The organism is Flavobacterium taihuense, assembly GCF_019351435.1.
Taxonomy (GTDB): domain Bacteria; phylum Bacteroidota; class Bacteroidia; order Flavobacteriales; family Flavobacteriaceae; genus Flavobacterium; species Flavobacterium taihuense.
In genome coordinates, this window is sequence record NZ_JAHWYN010000006.1 from 87,044 (window position 1) to 101,548 (window position 14,505).

Annotated in this window: 13 protein-coding genes; 3 read left to right on the forward strand and 10 right to left on the reverse strand. The window is 37.9% G+C overall.

Annotation, left to right across the window (positions count from 1 at the left end; genetic code table 11):
* Positions 1–24: 24 nt before the first annotated feature.
* The 7 genes from KZH69_RS08425 to KZH69_RS08455 form a co-directional block, all read right to left on the reverse strand.
* Positions 25–2,520, reverse strand: a complete 2,496-nt coding sequence (locus KZH69_RS08425; RefSeq protein WP_219316995.1) for a TraG family conjugative transposon ATPase — start codon at positions 2,518–2,520, stop codon at positions 25–27.
* Positions 2,517–2,846, reverse strand: a complete 330-nt coding sequence (locus tag KZH69_RS08430) for a DUF4133 domain-containing protein (protein ID WP_219316996.1) — start codon at positions 2,844–2,846, stop codon at positions 2,517–2,519. Before KZH69_RS08430 ends, KZH69_RS08425 begins: the two co-directional genes overlap by 4 nt.
* Positions 2,847–2,857: 11 nt before the next feature.
* Entirely contained in the window at positions 2,858–3,163 is a 306-nt protein-coding gene (locus KZH69_RS08435) for a DUF4134 domain-containing protein (protein WP_219316997.1), read from the reverse strand.
* 207 nt (positions 3,164–3,370) lie between these two features.
* A complete protein-coding gene (locus KZH69_RS08440; protein WP_219316998.1) occupies positions 3,371–4,219 on the reverse strand; it encodes a hypothetical protein in 849 nt (282 codons plus the stop codon).
* Positions 4,220–4,257: 38 nt separating this feature from the next.
* Positions 4,258–4,743, reverse strand: a complete 486-nt coding sequence (locus KZH69_RS08445) for a conjugal transfer protein TraD (RefSeq protein WP_439649434.1) — start codon at positions 4,741–4,743, stop codon at positions 4,258–4,260.
* A gap of 149 nt (positions 4,744–4,892) precedes the next feature.
* Positions 4,893–5,309: a DUF3408 domain-containing protein gene (locus KZH69_RS08450; RefSeq protein WP_219317000.1), complete on the reverse strand. Its 417-nt coding sequence runs from the start codon at positions 5,307–5,309 to the stop codon at positions 4,893–4,895.
* Positions 5,310–5,313: 4 nt separating this feature from the next.
* Positions 5,314–6,081: a ParA family protein gene (locus tag KZH69_RS08455; protein ID WP_219317001.1), complete on the reverse strand. Its 768-nt coding sequence runs from the start codon at positions 6,079–6,081 to the stop codon at positions 5,314–5,316.
* 716 nt (positions 6,082–6,797) lie between these two features.
* Between KZH69_RS08455 and mobA the strand changes: the two genes are divergently transcribed.
* Together mobA and mobB are read left to right on the forward strand one after the other, a co-directional pair.
* Entirely contained in the window at positions 6,798–7,229 is a 432-nt protein-coding gene (mobA, locus tag KZH69_RS08460) for a conjugal transfer protein MobA (protein WP_219317002.1), read from the forward strand.
* Positions 7,230–7,236: 7 nt separating this feature from the next.
* Entirely contained in the window at positions 7,237–8,538 is a 1,302-nt protein-coding gene (mobB, locus tag KZH69_RS08465) for a conjugal transfer protein MobB (RefSeq protein ID WP_219317003.1), read from the forward strand.
* A gap of 27 nt (positions 8,539–8,565) precedes the next feature.
* Here mobB and KZH69_RS08470 read toward each other — a convergent pair whose 3' ends face one another.
* Entirely contained in the window at positions 8,566–9,123 is a 558-nt protein-coding gene (locus KZH69_RS08470; protein ID WP_219317004.1) for a hypothetical protein, read from the reverse strand.
* A 211-nt stretch (positions 9,124–9,334) separates the two neighbouring features.
* Here KZH69_RS08470 and mobC point away from each other — a divergent pair, with 211 nt between their 5' ends.
* Positions 9,335–11,335, forward strand: a complete 2,001-nt coding sequence (mobC, locus tag KZH69_RS08475; RefSeq protein WP_219317005.1) for a conjugal transfer protein MobC — start codon at positions 9,335–9,337, stop codon at positions 11,333–11,335.
* A 43-nt stretch (positions 11,336–11,378) separates the two neighbouring features.
* On the opposite strand, the gene KZH69_RS08480 is transcribed toward mobC, so the two are convergent.
* Both KZH69_RS08480 and KZH69_RS08485 read right to left on the reverse strand, forming a co-directional pair.
* Positions 11,379–13,622: a multicopper oxidase domain-containing protein gene (locus KZH69_RS08480; RefSeq protein WP_219317006.1), complete on the reverse strand. Its 2,244-nt coding sequence runs from the start codon at positions 13,620–13,622 to the stop codon at positions 11,379–11,381.
* A gap of 4 nt (positions 13,623–13,626) precedes the next feature.
* Entirely contained in the window at positions 13,627–14,499 is an 873-nt protein-coding gene (locus KZH69_RS08485) for a DUF2911 domain-containing protein (protein WP_219317007.1), read from the reverse strand.
* Positions 14,500–14,505 lie beyond the last annotated feature (6 nt).

Here is a 14,505-nt window from a genome sequence, read left to right on the forward strand (position 1 = left end):
ATTTTTAAATGATTAATAATTGTTTTACTTTTCTCTTCTTTGCAGGGCTATCCGCTTGATGGCCTGCTCTACATTTCCGCCCAGTTCACCGGCAAGCCGCATCACTTCCATTTTCTCCGTTTCTTCGGTCGTATAGGCCAGATATTCTTCAGCCGACACTTCTGTAGCATATACAGCCGAATGGGTTCCACCCAAACCAATCCATACTTCCTTATAGAGCCGTGACGGATCATTGTTCATGTTGATGGAAAGTACCTGTCCCTTCTCCTTGTCTGTAAGTCCTAGCATAGCCTGTATGTCATCAAACTTGTTCATGTACTTGCGCTGGTCGAGCAGGATTTTACAATCGGAGTTATTGATGATACTTTCCTTGACGATGGGTGATTGAATGATGTCATCGACTTCCTGTGTTACCACGATAGCTTCCCCGAAAAACTTCCTAACTGTTTTGAAGAGATACTTTATATATTCTGCCATTCCCTCTTTGGCGATAGCTTTCCAAGCCTCTTCAATTAGGATAAGCTTGCGGATACCTTTCAATCGCCGCATCTTGTTGATGAATACCTCCATGATAATGATGGTCACGATTGGAAAGAGGATTTTGTGGTCTTTGATTGCATCAATTTCAAACACTATGAAGCGTTTGGAAAGCAGGTCTAACTGTTTATCGGAATTGAGCAGGTAATCGTATTCACCACCTTTGTAGTAAGGTTCCAGTACGTTAAGGAAATTGGCGATGTCAAAATCTTTTTCCCTGACCTGTTTTTCTTTTAGTACCTTACAATAATCCCCCTGCACATACTCATAGAAACCATTGAAAGAAGGATATACATCATCCTGTTTGATACGTTCGATATAGCCACTTACCGCATTGGATAATGCTACTTCTTCGGAACGGGTCGGCGGTTCATCATCACGTTTCCAAAGCGTAAGTATCAGGGTTTTGACACTTTCTCTTTTCTCTATGTCGAACACGCCATCATCGGTATAGAAAGGATTAAAGGCAATGGGATTGTCTTCTGTGTAAGTGAAGTACACTCCGTCTTCACCTTTAGTCTTTCCCTTAATGAGTTCACACAACCCCTGATACGAATTACCCGTATCCACAAGCAGGACGTGTGCACCTTGCTCATAGTATTGCCTGACCATATGGTTAGTAAAGAAAGATTTACCACTTCCCGAAGGACCCAATATAAACTTGTTCCGGTTCGTGATGATACCACGTTTCATCGGCAAATCCGATATATCCAGATGGATTGGTTTTCCGGTCAGACGGTCAGCCATCTTGATACCGAACGGCGATGGCGAATTATGATAGTTCGTTTCTTCAGTAAAGAAGCACAAAGCCGGTTCAATGAACGTATAAAAGCTTTCTTCACTTGGAAAATCGCCGGAATTTCCCGGCATACCCGCCCAGTAGAGCGTAGCTGCATCGGTGGTATTATGACGGGGTTTGCATTCCATCAGTGCCAAAGCACTACCGCTGTCGTTCTTTAGCTGTTTAAGCTCACCAGGGTCATCCGACCAAGCCATAATGTTAAAGTGTGCCCTGATGGACGACAGTCCGAAACTGTGCGCTTCGTTCAGATAGCGTTCTATCCATTCTTTATTGATTTGATTGGCACGGCTGTAACGAGCCAATGAGTGCATATTCCTTGCGGACTTCTCAAACTTTTGCAGGTTGTCTTCACTGTTATCCAAAAACAGATATTGGTTGTAGATGTGATTGCAGTTTAGCAGCAAGCCCACTGGAGCAGCGAACGACAAACGGCAGTCGCTGCGGTCGGTAGAAAGTTTTTCATAACGGGTATCTGCTGATACTGCCGAAGGCAGGTCATCGGTATCGGATAACGTGTGCAGGCACAATCTCTTGTTGCCAATACGGACTTCTTCTGCTCCGATTGCGATGTCCTGCATTGGTGTTCCAGCTTCCCTTGACAGTGTTAGATACTGTTCCAGTAGTCCCTGTTTTTCATCCGTACCAATGATCTCTTCTTCCATTAGACGTCGCAACCCGATAAATCCGCTGTCATTTGCAATACGCTCAAATTGTCCAACTGCTTCCATGAAACGATGGATCACTTCCTTGTCCCTGATTTCTTTTGGTATAAGAGCACCTTTGCAAAGCGATGAAAAATTGCTCTGCATACGCATTCTTTCCTTAGTGGTCTTGGTCAGGAACAGATAGCAGTAATGGTTGAGAAAAGGACGTTCGTTAAAATGCTGCTGGTAGGATTTACCTAAAAAGCTCAAATCATCATCCGCAATATCAGGCGCATAATTTTCCTTGATGTACCAGTCCTGTTTATGAATAACCGTATAATCGGGCAACGTCTTGATGGCTTTGTGCCAGGCGGAATGAATGGCTTCATATTCCGCAGAAGCCACCGTAAACAGTTCTGGCAAACGCACTTCAAAACAGGCGGTAATGTCTGCATCCTTTGAGATAATACAATTGTTTTCCACTGCCAGTAAGGGAAACTTATTTTCCAGCGTAGTGATCTTAGCTACATTTCTCATAGGGCATTCGATTTAAAGGTGAACTTTAAATAGCGGTGTACGGGCTTGCGGCAGATAATGTATTGGGGATGCCGCTTTCCTGCACCAATTTTCATCAGCCCGTGTTCTCCATACTTTCTGTTCAATGAAAAAGTCTGCCATACAATCAGCGAAGCACCGCAGGCTCCAATCAGCAGGCAGATATAAGAATTTACGCCAGCCATATACATTATCATCACTAGGATAAGCGTACCAAGCAGTCCGCCTGCGAAAATGAACAGATATTGTGCTTTGAGTCCCTTAAATTCTACTGTTCTTCCGATGCCTTTGTTGATATTGTAATTCATAAGGCAAGGGATTAAAGAAAGAATGAACGTAGAATGGTAGCCGCAACAATTAAGAAGATACACGCACCAAACCAGCTTGCTGCAGTCTTGCTCGTGTCGGGGTCTCCGCTGCTAAACTTGCCGTACACTTTAACACCTCCGATGAGGCCTACCACGGCTCCAATAGCATAGATGAGCTGTGTGGCTGGATCGAAATAGGACGTAACCATTTGAGTGGCCTCGGTGATACCAGCTGAACCGTCTCCCTGTGCCAACACACTGAAGCCTGACAGTATTGCCATTGTTGCCAGCAGGATTTTTTTACTTTGTTTTTCCATGATTTTAACACTTTAAATTGTTATGTTTTTCCTGCTCCTTGCAGGTTTTCCAGACAAATATCTCATGGAAAACGAAGAGCTATAACAAAGCGGCAGTTTGTGGAATTACTTGGTAGTGAATGGCATTATGATTAATGTTTGGGCATAAAAAAACGCCAGAGCTTTTGGCTCTGACGCTTCTTTTTTTTATCCCATAAAATGAATGTTTTACATTTTTCTACCTTTTTTTTGTTCAGGGAATATATCTGATAATTTCTTGGCTTCTATTTTCTCTTTTTGTTCCAGTTTTTGCTCTTCAATGTTTAACTTAATATTTTTTGGAATATTAGTTTCCTTCCATGGCAGCGTCCTGGCTTTAAAGTGTAGTTGAAGAGTATTTTCTTTTATAAGGTATCCTGGTCCAAAACCATATTTTATGTTCCAGCCAACATGATCCAAATCTCTGAGATGTGGAAACTTTATCACTATAATTTCCTTAGGAAGTTCGGTAATAGTACGAATACCGACTTCCTGAAATTCACGAGTTTTTGGATTATATGGAATAATATATGCCTGATAATAACGATCATAATATTCGTTTATTTCCAATAAATCTATCCCTTTGGACTTAAAGTCATCTTTTGGTCGAAGCTTGTACATTACTAAATCAACATAAAAGGTGTGTCCTGCAATATCCAATGTTGGCAATATTTTTTTGTTCCATCGCAAATCAAGCGGACTTCCCGGTTTTATCGTCAATTCAAAATCTGTCTTTCCTGTAATTTCTGCTATTGTTAGGTTGTGTTTTTTTGCCATCCCTATAGGATCGAGCTCTACAAGATTGGGAATTTTTATTTCCTTTGAATGATTGCTATTGCACAGAGCCATCGATGCTCCAAAAGGAAGAAAGTTATTGATGGTCATATCATACTGAAAACGATAACCATCACCAACATACAGCATATTTTTAATGCTCATCCTGTTTTGAGCGTTGCCTTTTTCCTTTAATTCATTTTTTATAACATCTACAAAAAAATCCGTTCCTTCGATGTTTACTGTCGGTAATTCTCTTTCCATAATATTCTGTTTTTAAATAACAAAGGGAAGCTGCCTTTTCAGACAAACTCCCCAATATCAAACTCCTCCAAATCATTTTTCCGCAAAGAAGAAGAACCGGCATCCGATTCTGAAGAAAGACTTCCGTCCAACAGCTCAGCTATTTTACGGGAAGCACTTTCCATAGAATTTTCCAGTAGGCTGAATAATTCGGTTCCTTGTATTTTCTGAACTATAGCAACTGCTGTTTCCTTTTGAGATGGCTCCAATTTTTCTTTTTGCAGCAGCATCCCCACCGTGCTTAGTTCTTCAAAGGTAACCCCTTGGGCAAAACCGTTATCCCTACCAGATATTCCATACCTGTTCCATTCTTCTTCCTCTTCCTCAAAATCAGGTACATTTCCAAAAACTTCATCCAGTTCTTCCTGCGGAATTTGTATATCACCATCTTCATCGTCGATTTCAAAATCAAAATTATCATTTTCCTGTTCCTGCTCTTTATTTTGCCTTTCAGTGGCACTCTTTGGCACTGAAAGACTTCTCATCGGTTTAGGCTGCCCCATAATATCGGCTAGATTCGGACTGGGTTTTTCCTGGGTTAGGTTTTGCTCCGTCTTTTTCCTGATAACGATCTTATCCTCCACTAACAGCGCAATAACAATAAGCAGGCATATAACGATTACTGTTTCCATGATCATAAAATAGGTTTGTATTTATCGTTGAAACTTATGGTAATCTGCTCACCAAACTCCTGAAAATGATATTCGAGAAGATTGTCTAAGTAGGCATAAATGGTTATCTTATCTTCGCCAATAACATGTACTATACGGGACAGTTTCTCATGAAAATCCGGTCGGATATATACCGTTTTGCCATCACGGGCATTGGTACCTGGCTTCTTAAAAAAAATACTTTCATAATCTTGATCATTTACTTTTTTGCCTTTGTTCCGTTCCTTCCCTAAAGGCTTTTCTTGTAATGGTTTTATCGGAGTTTCGGGTTCTTCCTGCGGAAGTTGCAATCCCTCTTTCTTTATTCCATCTACCATCAAATTCATCATCAACTCTTCGTTAATTTCAGGAATGTTTTTTTTGTTATTGCCTTTTTCCATACTATTACAATTGAACGATTCTTAAAAACTCCATCATAAACTGATCTAAGCGGCAAGCTTTCATCAAACGCTCATCAGGCGGCATTAAAGTTGACCGAAAAACCGTCTTGGCACCCGCTTCACTCTCCTTGCGGAAACGTGTGCTGTTCATGATCTGGCATTGCATGAGGCTCAATCCTAACTCATCAATAAGTTTATTATAAACATTGTACAAGGGTGAGCGTTCACGGCCATCTACCTGATTCCAAAACAGGTTAATAGTTTCAATGGAGGTTTTTCCTTTTTTCATAATAACATCCTTCATCAGCTGGGTGAAAATGAGTGTACTTTCCATAACCACACGATCTGCTGTGATAGGCGTAAAAATATGATGCATCCCTGCGAGAGCTTTCAAAATGCCGGGAGTATTTACTGTTCCTGGAAGATCAAAAAAGATAAAATCAACCGGAACGGAAGCGGATTCTAAAAAATCATGTGCAGCCTCCAATACACCTTCAGCTTTATGTTGGATGATCGGATAAGCTTTTTTGTTAATGGTTGTAAATTGTTTGAATGCCAATCTTTTTAGAAACTCATTTTCCATCACCATAGCCAAATCACGGGTCTTCATTTTCACTAAACTATGCTGTGGAAAATCGGCATCAAATACAGCTACATTGTAGCCCAAGCGATAATGCAGCGTACTGGCCGCAAGTGCCGTAAAGGTGGTTTTGCCTACACCTCCCTTTTGGGAAGAAAAAGCAATGAATACTGTTTTGTGTTCTGTTTTCATTTTTACTGTATTTAATTATTTACTTATATCGCTGCACAGATAGATACTTATCTACTATCGCCCATACGGATGTAATTTTGTAGAAAGCTGTATAGTCATTTAAGTAGATATTGCTCTGCTTGAATACTGACATAGATACATCTGTCTTTAGGTAGTTATACAAATAGGTTTGTATCTTCAGACCTATAAACCCAAGTCTCTAAATCTGCACATATGCAACTATGTGATTTTATATTCTAATCTATATCTATCCACCCCCTTACGCTTGTATATACAAAAGCACCTAAATACATAATTGACGAACTACGTACCAACATAATTACATGTTTACATCCGCTTGCAGGTACAAAGAAATGCAGATATAAACGTCCTTACCCAAAGGAGGAATACATTGGCGCTTATTGGCACTATTTGGCACTGCGCCATAGTGTAATGCTCTTATGAAGACGAGTTTACTTTGTAATGTGATTTTTATTAATGGCTTTATGCAAAAGAACTTCGATAAATCAGATTATAAAGTGAACGGCCCGAAGCCGTTTTTCCCTGCTTTATTTAATCCGTCCCGCAGGGCGGATTTTTGTGTTCGACAGAACACGGCAAGTTGTGTTTTGAGGCACTCGAAACCGAGTTCGTGCCTCAAAACAACTTGCCCTGCCGGGAGCTGAAAAAACCTTCCGAAGTCAGACTTTTTTGCTTAAGTTAAAAATGGATAAGTGATGAACGAAAACAGTAACAGAAAACAGAATAAAGGCGGACGAACTCCGAAGAACGATCCGAGTATTCACCGCCACGTTTTTCGCCTTACGGACGAAGAAAATGCTAAATTATTAGCTCTTTTTGAAGCATCTGGAATGATTAATAAAGCTAAATTTATCATTTCCGTATTCTTTGGAAGAGAAATTAAAACAGTTAAAATAGACAAATCTGAGGTAGATTTTTATATGAGATTAACCACTTTTCACAGTCAGTTTCGCTCAATTGGCGTTAATTATAATCAGGTCGTAAAGCTATTATACAGCCATTTTTCAGAGAAAAAAGCAGCTGCTTATCTCTACAAATTGGAAAAGCAAACGGCTGAATTGGCTGTACTGTGTCAAAAAATCATTCAGATCACAGAAGAATTTGAAGCAAATCATTTGAAAAAATAGTATTGAAATGATAGCGAAAATCGGAAGAGGAAGCAATTTATACGGAGCTTTAGCATACAATCAGCTCAAAGTGGAGAAGGAAAACGGACAGATTCTTTTTACCAATAGAATCATAGAGACACCTAATGGGCAGTATTCCGTTGCTCAACTAGCTCGATCTTTTGAACCTTATTTGATAGTCAACCGCAATACCGAAAAGTCAACTTTGCATATTTCGCTCAATCCCGATCCGAAGGATAATGTTAGTAATGAAAAATTCAAATTGATGGCTCAAAAGTATATGCAAGAAATGGGTTACGGAGAACAGCCTTTTGTAGTGTTCAAACACACAGATATTGACCGAACCCATATCCATATTGTATCTGTTTGCGTGGATGAAGAAGGCAAAAAAATTTCGGATAAGTTCGAGAAAAGAAGGTCAATGAATGTATGCCGGGAAATGGAAAGAAAGTATGGATTAACACTTGCAATGGAAAAAGGGCATTCGCAAAGTGACAAGATTTTCCGTCCGGTAAATTATCGGTCTGGCGATGTTAAAAGTCAGATAGCTTCAGTAATACGACATCTGCCAAACTATTATCAATACCAAACTTTGGGGGAATACAATGCGTTACTTTCCCTGTTCAATATTACTACTGAAAAAGTAGAGAGTGAACTGCAGGGAAAAATGCGTCAAGGTTTATTATACATTCCTTTAAATGAAAAAGGAGAAAGAGTTGGGCATCCATTCAAGGCATCTCTATTTGGCAAAAATGCAGGGCTTCCTGCTTTGGAATTACATTTTGAAAAATCCAAAAAAGTCTTAAAAAACCATACAGCTAAACTAACAATCAAAGCTTCTATTGAGATTGCCTTCCAATCGACAAATGATGAAAAGAACTTTAAAAAACAATTAGCCGAACAGGGCATTAACTTAGTAGTGCGTAGAAATGATACAGGACGTATTTACGGTATCACTTTTATTGACCATAATTCCAAAACAATTTGGAACGGTTCCCAATTGGGAAAAGAATTTGCAGCTAATACGTTTAACGACTATTGGAACCATACTATTAAACCAGAGATAAAAGAGCATGAAGAACGTGAACCCAAGGTGATGCAATCAACCACCTACGAAGATCTGCCTGCTGAAAAACCACACGAATTATTTAACTTTTTAAATAAAGAAGTTCAGACTTACCATACAGATGAGACTGGAATCATAGAAGGTTTGGGTGGATTACTGCCCGAAGCACAGGGCGAAGATTACGAGGAACAAGATTTTGCTAACAAAATGAAGAAAAAAAGAAACCGTAAAAGAGGTAAGTAGACTTTGTTGCTTATTATGAACTCCTGATTATAAAGACACTTTCAATCCCAATGCATAGCTCCAGTACAAAATCTTCGGAACAGTTGGCGTTTTGAACTGATAAATACCATAGACATATAATGAAAAAAGTATAAATGCTCCCCAACTCAGTCCAATACACAATATACTTTGTCGTTCTGTCAGATTGAACATACCTGCAACGAATGATTTTACTATGAGTGCGGGAATAATACAGCATATTAACACACATATTACCCAAGGTAATATCCATAACTTCCTATTCTTTGCCTGCAAACCAATGATAGTTCCTTTAAAGAAATAAATAATGCAGAAAATAAGGTAGGTAAAGAATAGAGAGAGACTCCAAATTTTAAATTTGTCTGTTTCTTCTCCCCAGAACTTTTGAGACAATAAAAATCCGGCATAAAAAAACATACCGAAAATAGCTGCTATTTTTAAGAAGAAAATTAAAACCTCAACGATACCAAACATTAATTCTATTGCAGATTTACTTTCTTCATTTTTCCGGGCTTCATATTCTTGTTCACTTTCATCTGGATCAATATCAGGATTATAGTAATTCATATTATTTTTCTTTAATGTTGATATGTAAATTGATTAGATACCCAAAATAATTTTCAGGATTATAAATTTAATAAAAAAAAAGGATGTAAAACCTGATTCTTATTGTAACCTCCTAACGCCAAAGACTGCCACATACCGCCAATGCCTGCCTCATTTTTATAGCCATGTTACACAGCATTTAAATTCATACCCTAACATAAAACATTTTAAAATGCAGGGAGAAGACGATTTAAGAGGGCTTGCCAAAATCATGGCATTTATGAGGGCAGTAAGCATCCTTTTGGTACTAATCCACCTTTATTGGTTTTGCTACGGTTTCTTTATTGAACGTGGCTGGACTTTAGAAGTAATCAACAAAATATTAGGCAATTTTCAACATACCGCCGGGCTGTTTTCGCATACCTTATATACCAAAGTATTTGCATTAATATTGCTGGCTTTGAGCTGTCTTGGAACAAAAGGCGTAAAGAATGAAAAGATAACCTGGACAAAAATTTATGTGGCTTTGGGAATTGGCTTTGTACTGTTCTTTCTGAACACATCATTGTTAAAACTGTCATTAAACATCGCTACATTTCTTTATATTCTTACCACAGGTTTGGGCTATATCTCCCTTATGGTTGCAGGAGTTTGGATTAGCCGTTTGCTCCGTACCAACCTGATGGACGATGTTTTCAACAACGAGAATGAAAGTTTTATGCAGGAAACCAAGCTGATGGAAAATGAGTTTTCCGTGAACTTACCAACCAAATTCTGGTACAACAAAAAACAGCATAATGGTTGGATCAATATTGTAAACCCTTTTAGGGCAACCATTGTATTAGGCACACCCGGTTCGGGTAAATCGTATGCTGTAGTAAACAACTATATCAAGCAGCATATTGAAAAAGGTTTTTCAATGTATATCTATGATTTTAAATTCGACGACCTATCTACAATTGCTTACAACCATTTGTTAAAACACACGGATAAGTACAAAGTAAAACCGAAATTCTACGTCATTAACTTTGATGACCCAAGAAAAAGCCACCGGTGCAACCCCATAAATCCAGATTTTATGACCGATATATCCGACGCCTATGAGTCAGCATATACCATTATGCTGAATCTGAACCGTTCTTGGATACAGAAGCAGGGGGATTTCTTCGTCGAGTCTCCAATTATTTTATTGGCTGCTATTATTTGGTATCTGAAAATCTATGAAAACGGAAAATACTGTACGTTCCCTCACGCCATTGAATTATTGAACAAAAAGTATTCGGACGTATTTACTATTCTGACTTCCTACTCTGATCTGGAAAATTATCTATCACCCTTTATGGATGCATGGCAAGGCGGTGCACAAGACCAGTTGCAGGGACAGATTGCATCGGCTAAAATCCCCTTGTCAAGAATGATTTCACCTCAGCTTTATTGGGTTATGACAGGAGATGATTTTTCATTAGACATCAATAATCCCAAAGAACCAAAGATATTATGCGTAGGAAACAATCCAGATCGACAAAATATTTACTCTGCTGCGCTGGGATTGTACAATTCACGTATTGTAAAACTCATTAATAAGAAAGGTCAGTTGAAAAGTTCGGTTATTATAGATGAGCTGCCCACAATCTACTTTAGAGGACTGGACAATCTCATTGCAACAGCCAGAAGTAATAAAGTGGCAGTATGTTTGGGCTTTCAGGATTATTCGCAGTTAACCCGCGATTACGGAGACAAAGAAAGTAAGGTTATACAAAATACTGTAGGTAATATATTCAGTGGCCAAGTGGTTGGCGAAACAGCAAAAAGTTTATCTGAACGCTTTGGAAAAGTGTTGCAGAAACGTCAAAGCCTAACTATTAACAGAAACGACAAATCTACTTCTATATCTACACAGCTGGACAGTCTTATCCCCGCTTCCAAAATTTCCACCCTCACGCAAGGTATGTTTGTGGGAGCAGTTTCGGATAATTTTGACGAACGTATCGAACAGAAAATATTCCACGCAGAAATTGTAGTTGATAATGGAAAAATAGCAACCGAAACCAAAGCTTATCAAAAAATACCGGAAATACTATCTTTCGTAAACAAGGCTGGAGAAGATATGATGAAGCAGGAAATCGAAGCTAATTACAGACAGATAAAACTGGATATTATCCAGGTTATTCAAACTGAATTGGAGCGTATTAAAAATGATCCTGATTTAGAATACCTTATTAAAAAGGGATAATAAAAAAAGAGGCCTTCCGAAAATTAGGTCAGCCTCTTTTGAATTAATAATTCAAAGTAGCACCAAATCCAAATCCCATATCACTATCATAGTGCGTAGTTATTCCAAAGTTTCTTTTGATAATATAACGTAAACCTGCCATATACTCTTTGTCGGTATTCCCCATTAAACTCATTCGTAGTCTTTTAGAAACTGGAATATCTTTTCGTTCAAACTGTAAACGAACATTTCCATCGGTGAATACTTCGACTTGTGCCATTATAAGCATTGGCAAAGTATAATTAACCCCTGCACTAAAAACAGCTCGATTGTCTTTAGTATTAGTTTGTCCAAAAAGATTATGTTCTTGCACGTCTATTCCCATTTTTCTATATCTCCAATCAAAACCTATAAACGGCATTAGCCATTGCATTTTCCCAATGTATCTTCCAATATGGGTTTCGGTTTCATAACCGTGGTGTTCCTTGTAACCTAAACGCCATTCTGTTCCAATGCTCCAACGAGTACTTTGGTACATTGCTTCTCCATCGTTACCGTTGGTTGCAAAATCATTTTCTGCCATAAAATGAAATTTTCTATCATCGGCAAACAATTTACGTTGTGCGAGTTTTGGGTTTGGGATTTCGGGATTTGGCGTTTGGTTCTCATAGCTGAAAACTCTGCCCATTCCGCTCATCATATGGTACAAGATATGACAATGAAAAAACCAATCACCTTTTACATTTGCATTAAATTCCAAGGTATCGGTTTCCATTGGCATAATGTCCACAATATTTTTTAATGGTGCATGATCGCCTTGACCATTCAATAATCTGAAATCGTGCCCGTGTAAGTGCATTGGATGACGCATCATAGAATTGTTGTGAATAGTAATACGTACATTTTCACCTTCTTTAATTAAAATTTTGTCGGCTTCTGAAACTACTTTATTATCAAGACTCCAAACGTAACGATTCATATTTCCTGTTAGTTCAAATTTTAATTCTTTTACAGGTACATCTTTTGGGAGTGTGGTTTTAGTTGGTGATTTCAGCATTGCATAATTTAAGGTTGTAATGTCCGAAAGGGCATTACTGTTATAATCGGCTTCGGTCATTTTCATATCCTTCATTTTTTTATCGGCTTTCTTTTTTTGTTCGCCTGTAATTTCTGGATACATTACTACGTTCATATCCATTTGATTGAGACTCATTTGCATTCCCATATCGTCAAGGTCACCGTTCATTTTCATCATATCGTTCATCATTTTCATTCCTTCAAAATATTTAAGCTTGGGAAGGGGTTCAATAAGTTGTTTGATACCATCGCCAATAAAATAAGAGGCTGAATATAATCTATCTTCGGTGGTCGCCAAAAATTCATAAGCAGTTTTATCAGCAGGAATAGTAACAACAACATCGTAAGTTTCAGAAACTCCAACAATTAATCTATCGACTTCTACTGGTTCAACATCGTTACCATCGTTGGCAACAACAGTAATTTTACCACCTGCATAGGTAAGCCAAAAATAGGAAGAAGCCCCACCGTTGGCAATACGCAAACGAACTTTATCTCCTCCTTTTAAAGGTTTGCCATCAATACTTTTAACATCTGTACTTGGCTTACCATTCATGAGAATTTTGTCGTAAAATACATCGCTTACATCCATTGCGTTCATCCGCTTCCACTCGTTTTTTACTTTTATACCAAAATACCCTTGTTTTATAGCTTCTGTATAACTTTGAGTTGTCCCTTTTTTGATTGCCGGATAATCATTTGCGTTATGCAACATTCGGTGTATATTTTCGGGTTTTATATCTGTCCATTCGCTTAAAACCATTGGAACAGTTGGCAAATCGTCAATTCCTTTTCTAAAAGTTGGATCGGTTGTTTTTTTGAGCATAACAAAATTTCCATACATTCCGATTTGTTCTTGTAGACCTGAATGACTATGATACCAATGTGTACCGTTTTGTATAATTGGAAAGCTGTATTTGTGAGTTGTACCGGGCTTGATTGGCATTTGTGTCAAATTAGGAACACCGTCTTCTTTATTAGGCAAAAACAAACCGTGCCAATGTAAAGATGTTTCTTCTTTTAACTCATTATGTACATAAATTTCAGCAATGTCGCCTTCGGTAAATGTTAGTGTTGGCATTGGTATTTGTCCGTTTACGGCAATAGCTCTTTTGGGCTTGCCTGTGAAGTTTACAATTGTATCTCGAACATATAAATCGTAACGTACTACTTTTTGAGCTGATGCACTCAAAGCGACAAATAAGACTAAAATTGATAATTTTATTTTCATTGTTTTATTTTTTTAGTAAGGTTTCCCAATTATTTATTTTTTCTTTTAGCATCTCAATTGTACTCTTCATTTTTTCCTTTTCGGCCAGGGCAAGTGCTTTCTTCGCAGCATCAATTGCATTTATATAATCTTTTGATTCTGAAGCTATTTTTTGTCGCAAATTAGGATAGTAGAAATTTTCAGGATTTAATTTTTCAGCCTCTTCAAGCCACATTATCGCTTGTCTATAATCTCTATTTGTGCTGTAATAATAATTAGCTGCCTGAAATAACAAAGCGGGATCTTGAGTTTTGGCGGTAATGAGATGTTTATCGATCAATGCTAATATAGTATCGTCCTCTTTACTCTTTATAGGTATTTTGACCATTGTATTTTCCCAAATTATTTTTAGAAATGCTCCTCCTTTACTATTGATGTCATTTAATTCAATTGTAAATGTTTCATAAAAACTAGTGTTTCTTTCTGAAGGTACTTTGAAGCGCATAATATCTTTTTTCTCATCATAGCCTGTTTCGCCATGTAAGGTAGTGTCAGAGTTAACAATTATTGTCCAATTATTTACTGAAGGAATTGAAAATATTGAATAACTACCTGCTTTTAATACATTGTTACCAAATGAAATATCTTCGGAAGTGGATATGACAGTACAATCACTTGCACCAGTTCGCCAAAGTTTATCAAAAGGGACAAGCTCACCGAATATTTTTCTACCTCTTACTAGTGGTCTGCTGTATGCCATTTTAATTTTTGCACTACCGACTTCTTGCTCAAAAGATGCTGAAGGACTGGCTGATGTAGCTCTTATCTGAATTTTATTCTGTGCAGATATTAATAAGGATTGCAAAATAATTAACAATGTTAAGAGTGTTTTTTTCATTTTTTT

Bases quoted from the DNA above. Each gene is read 5' to 3' on its own strand.
- mobB (WP_219317003.1), top strand. From the start codon at position 7,237: ATGATAGCGAAAATCGGAAGAGGAAGCAATTTATACGGAGCTTTAGCA.
- KZH69_RS08470 (WP_219317004.1), bottom strand. From the start codon at position 9,123: ATGAATTACTATAATCCTGATATTGATCCAGATGAAAGTGAACAAGAA.
- KZH69_RS08440 (WP_219316998.1), bottom strand. From the start codon at position 4,219: ATGGAAAGAGAATTACCGACAGTAAACATCGAAGGAACGGATTTTTTT.
- KZH69_RS08480 (WP_219317006.1), bottom strand. From the start codon at position 13,622: ATGAAAATAAAATTATCAATTTTAGTCTTATTTGTCGCTTTGAGTGCA.
- KZH69_RS08455 (WP_219317001.1), bottom strand. From the start codon at position 6,081: ATGAAAACAGAACACAAAACAGTATTCATTGCTTTTTCTTCCCAAAAG.
- KZH69_RS08430 (WP_219316996.1), bottom strand. From the start codon at position 2,846: ATGAATTACAATATCAACAAAGGCATCGGAAGAACAGTAGAATTTAAG.
- KZH69_RS08435 (WP_219316997.1), bottom strand. From the start codon at position 3,163: ATGGAAAAACAAAGTAAAAAAATCCTGCTGGCAACAATGGCAATACTG.
- mobA (WP_219317002.1), top strand. From the start codon at position 6,798: ATGAACGAAAACAGTAACAGAAAACAGAATAAAGGCGGACGAACTCCG.
- mobC (WP_219317005.1), top strand. From the start codon at position 9,335: ATGCAGGGAGAAGACGATTTAAGAGGGCTTGCCAAAATCATGGCATTT.
- KZH69_RS08485 (WP_219317007.1), bottom strand. From the start codon at position 14,499: ATGAAAAAAACACTCTTAACATTGTTAATTATTTTGCAATCCTTATTA.
- KZH69_RS08425 (WP_219316995.1), bottom strand. From the start codon at position 2,520: ATGAGAAATGTAGCTAAGATCACTACGCTGGAAAATAAGTTTCCCTTA.
- KZH69_RS08450 (WP_219317000.1), bottom strand. From the start codon at position 5,309: ATGGAAAAAGGCAATAACAAAAAAAACATTCCTGAAATTAACGAAGAG.
- KZH69_RS08445 (WP_439649434.1), bottom strand. From the start codon at position 4,743: ATGAGAAGTCTTTCAGTGCCAAAGAGTGCCACTGAAAGGCAAAATAAA.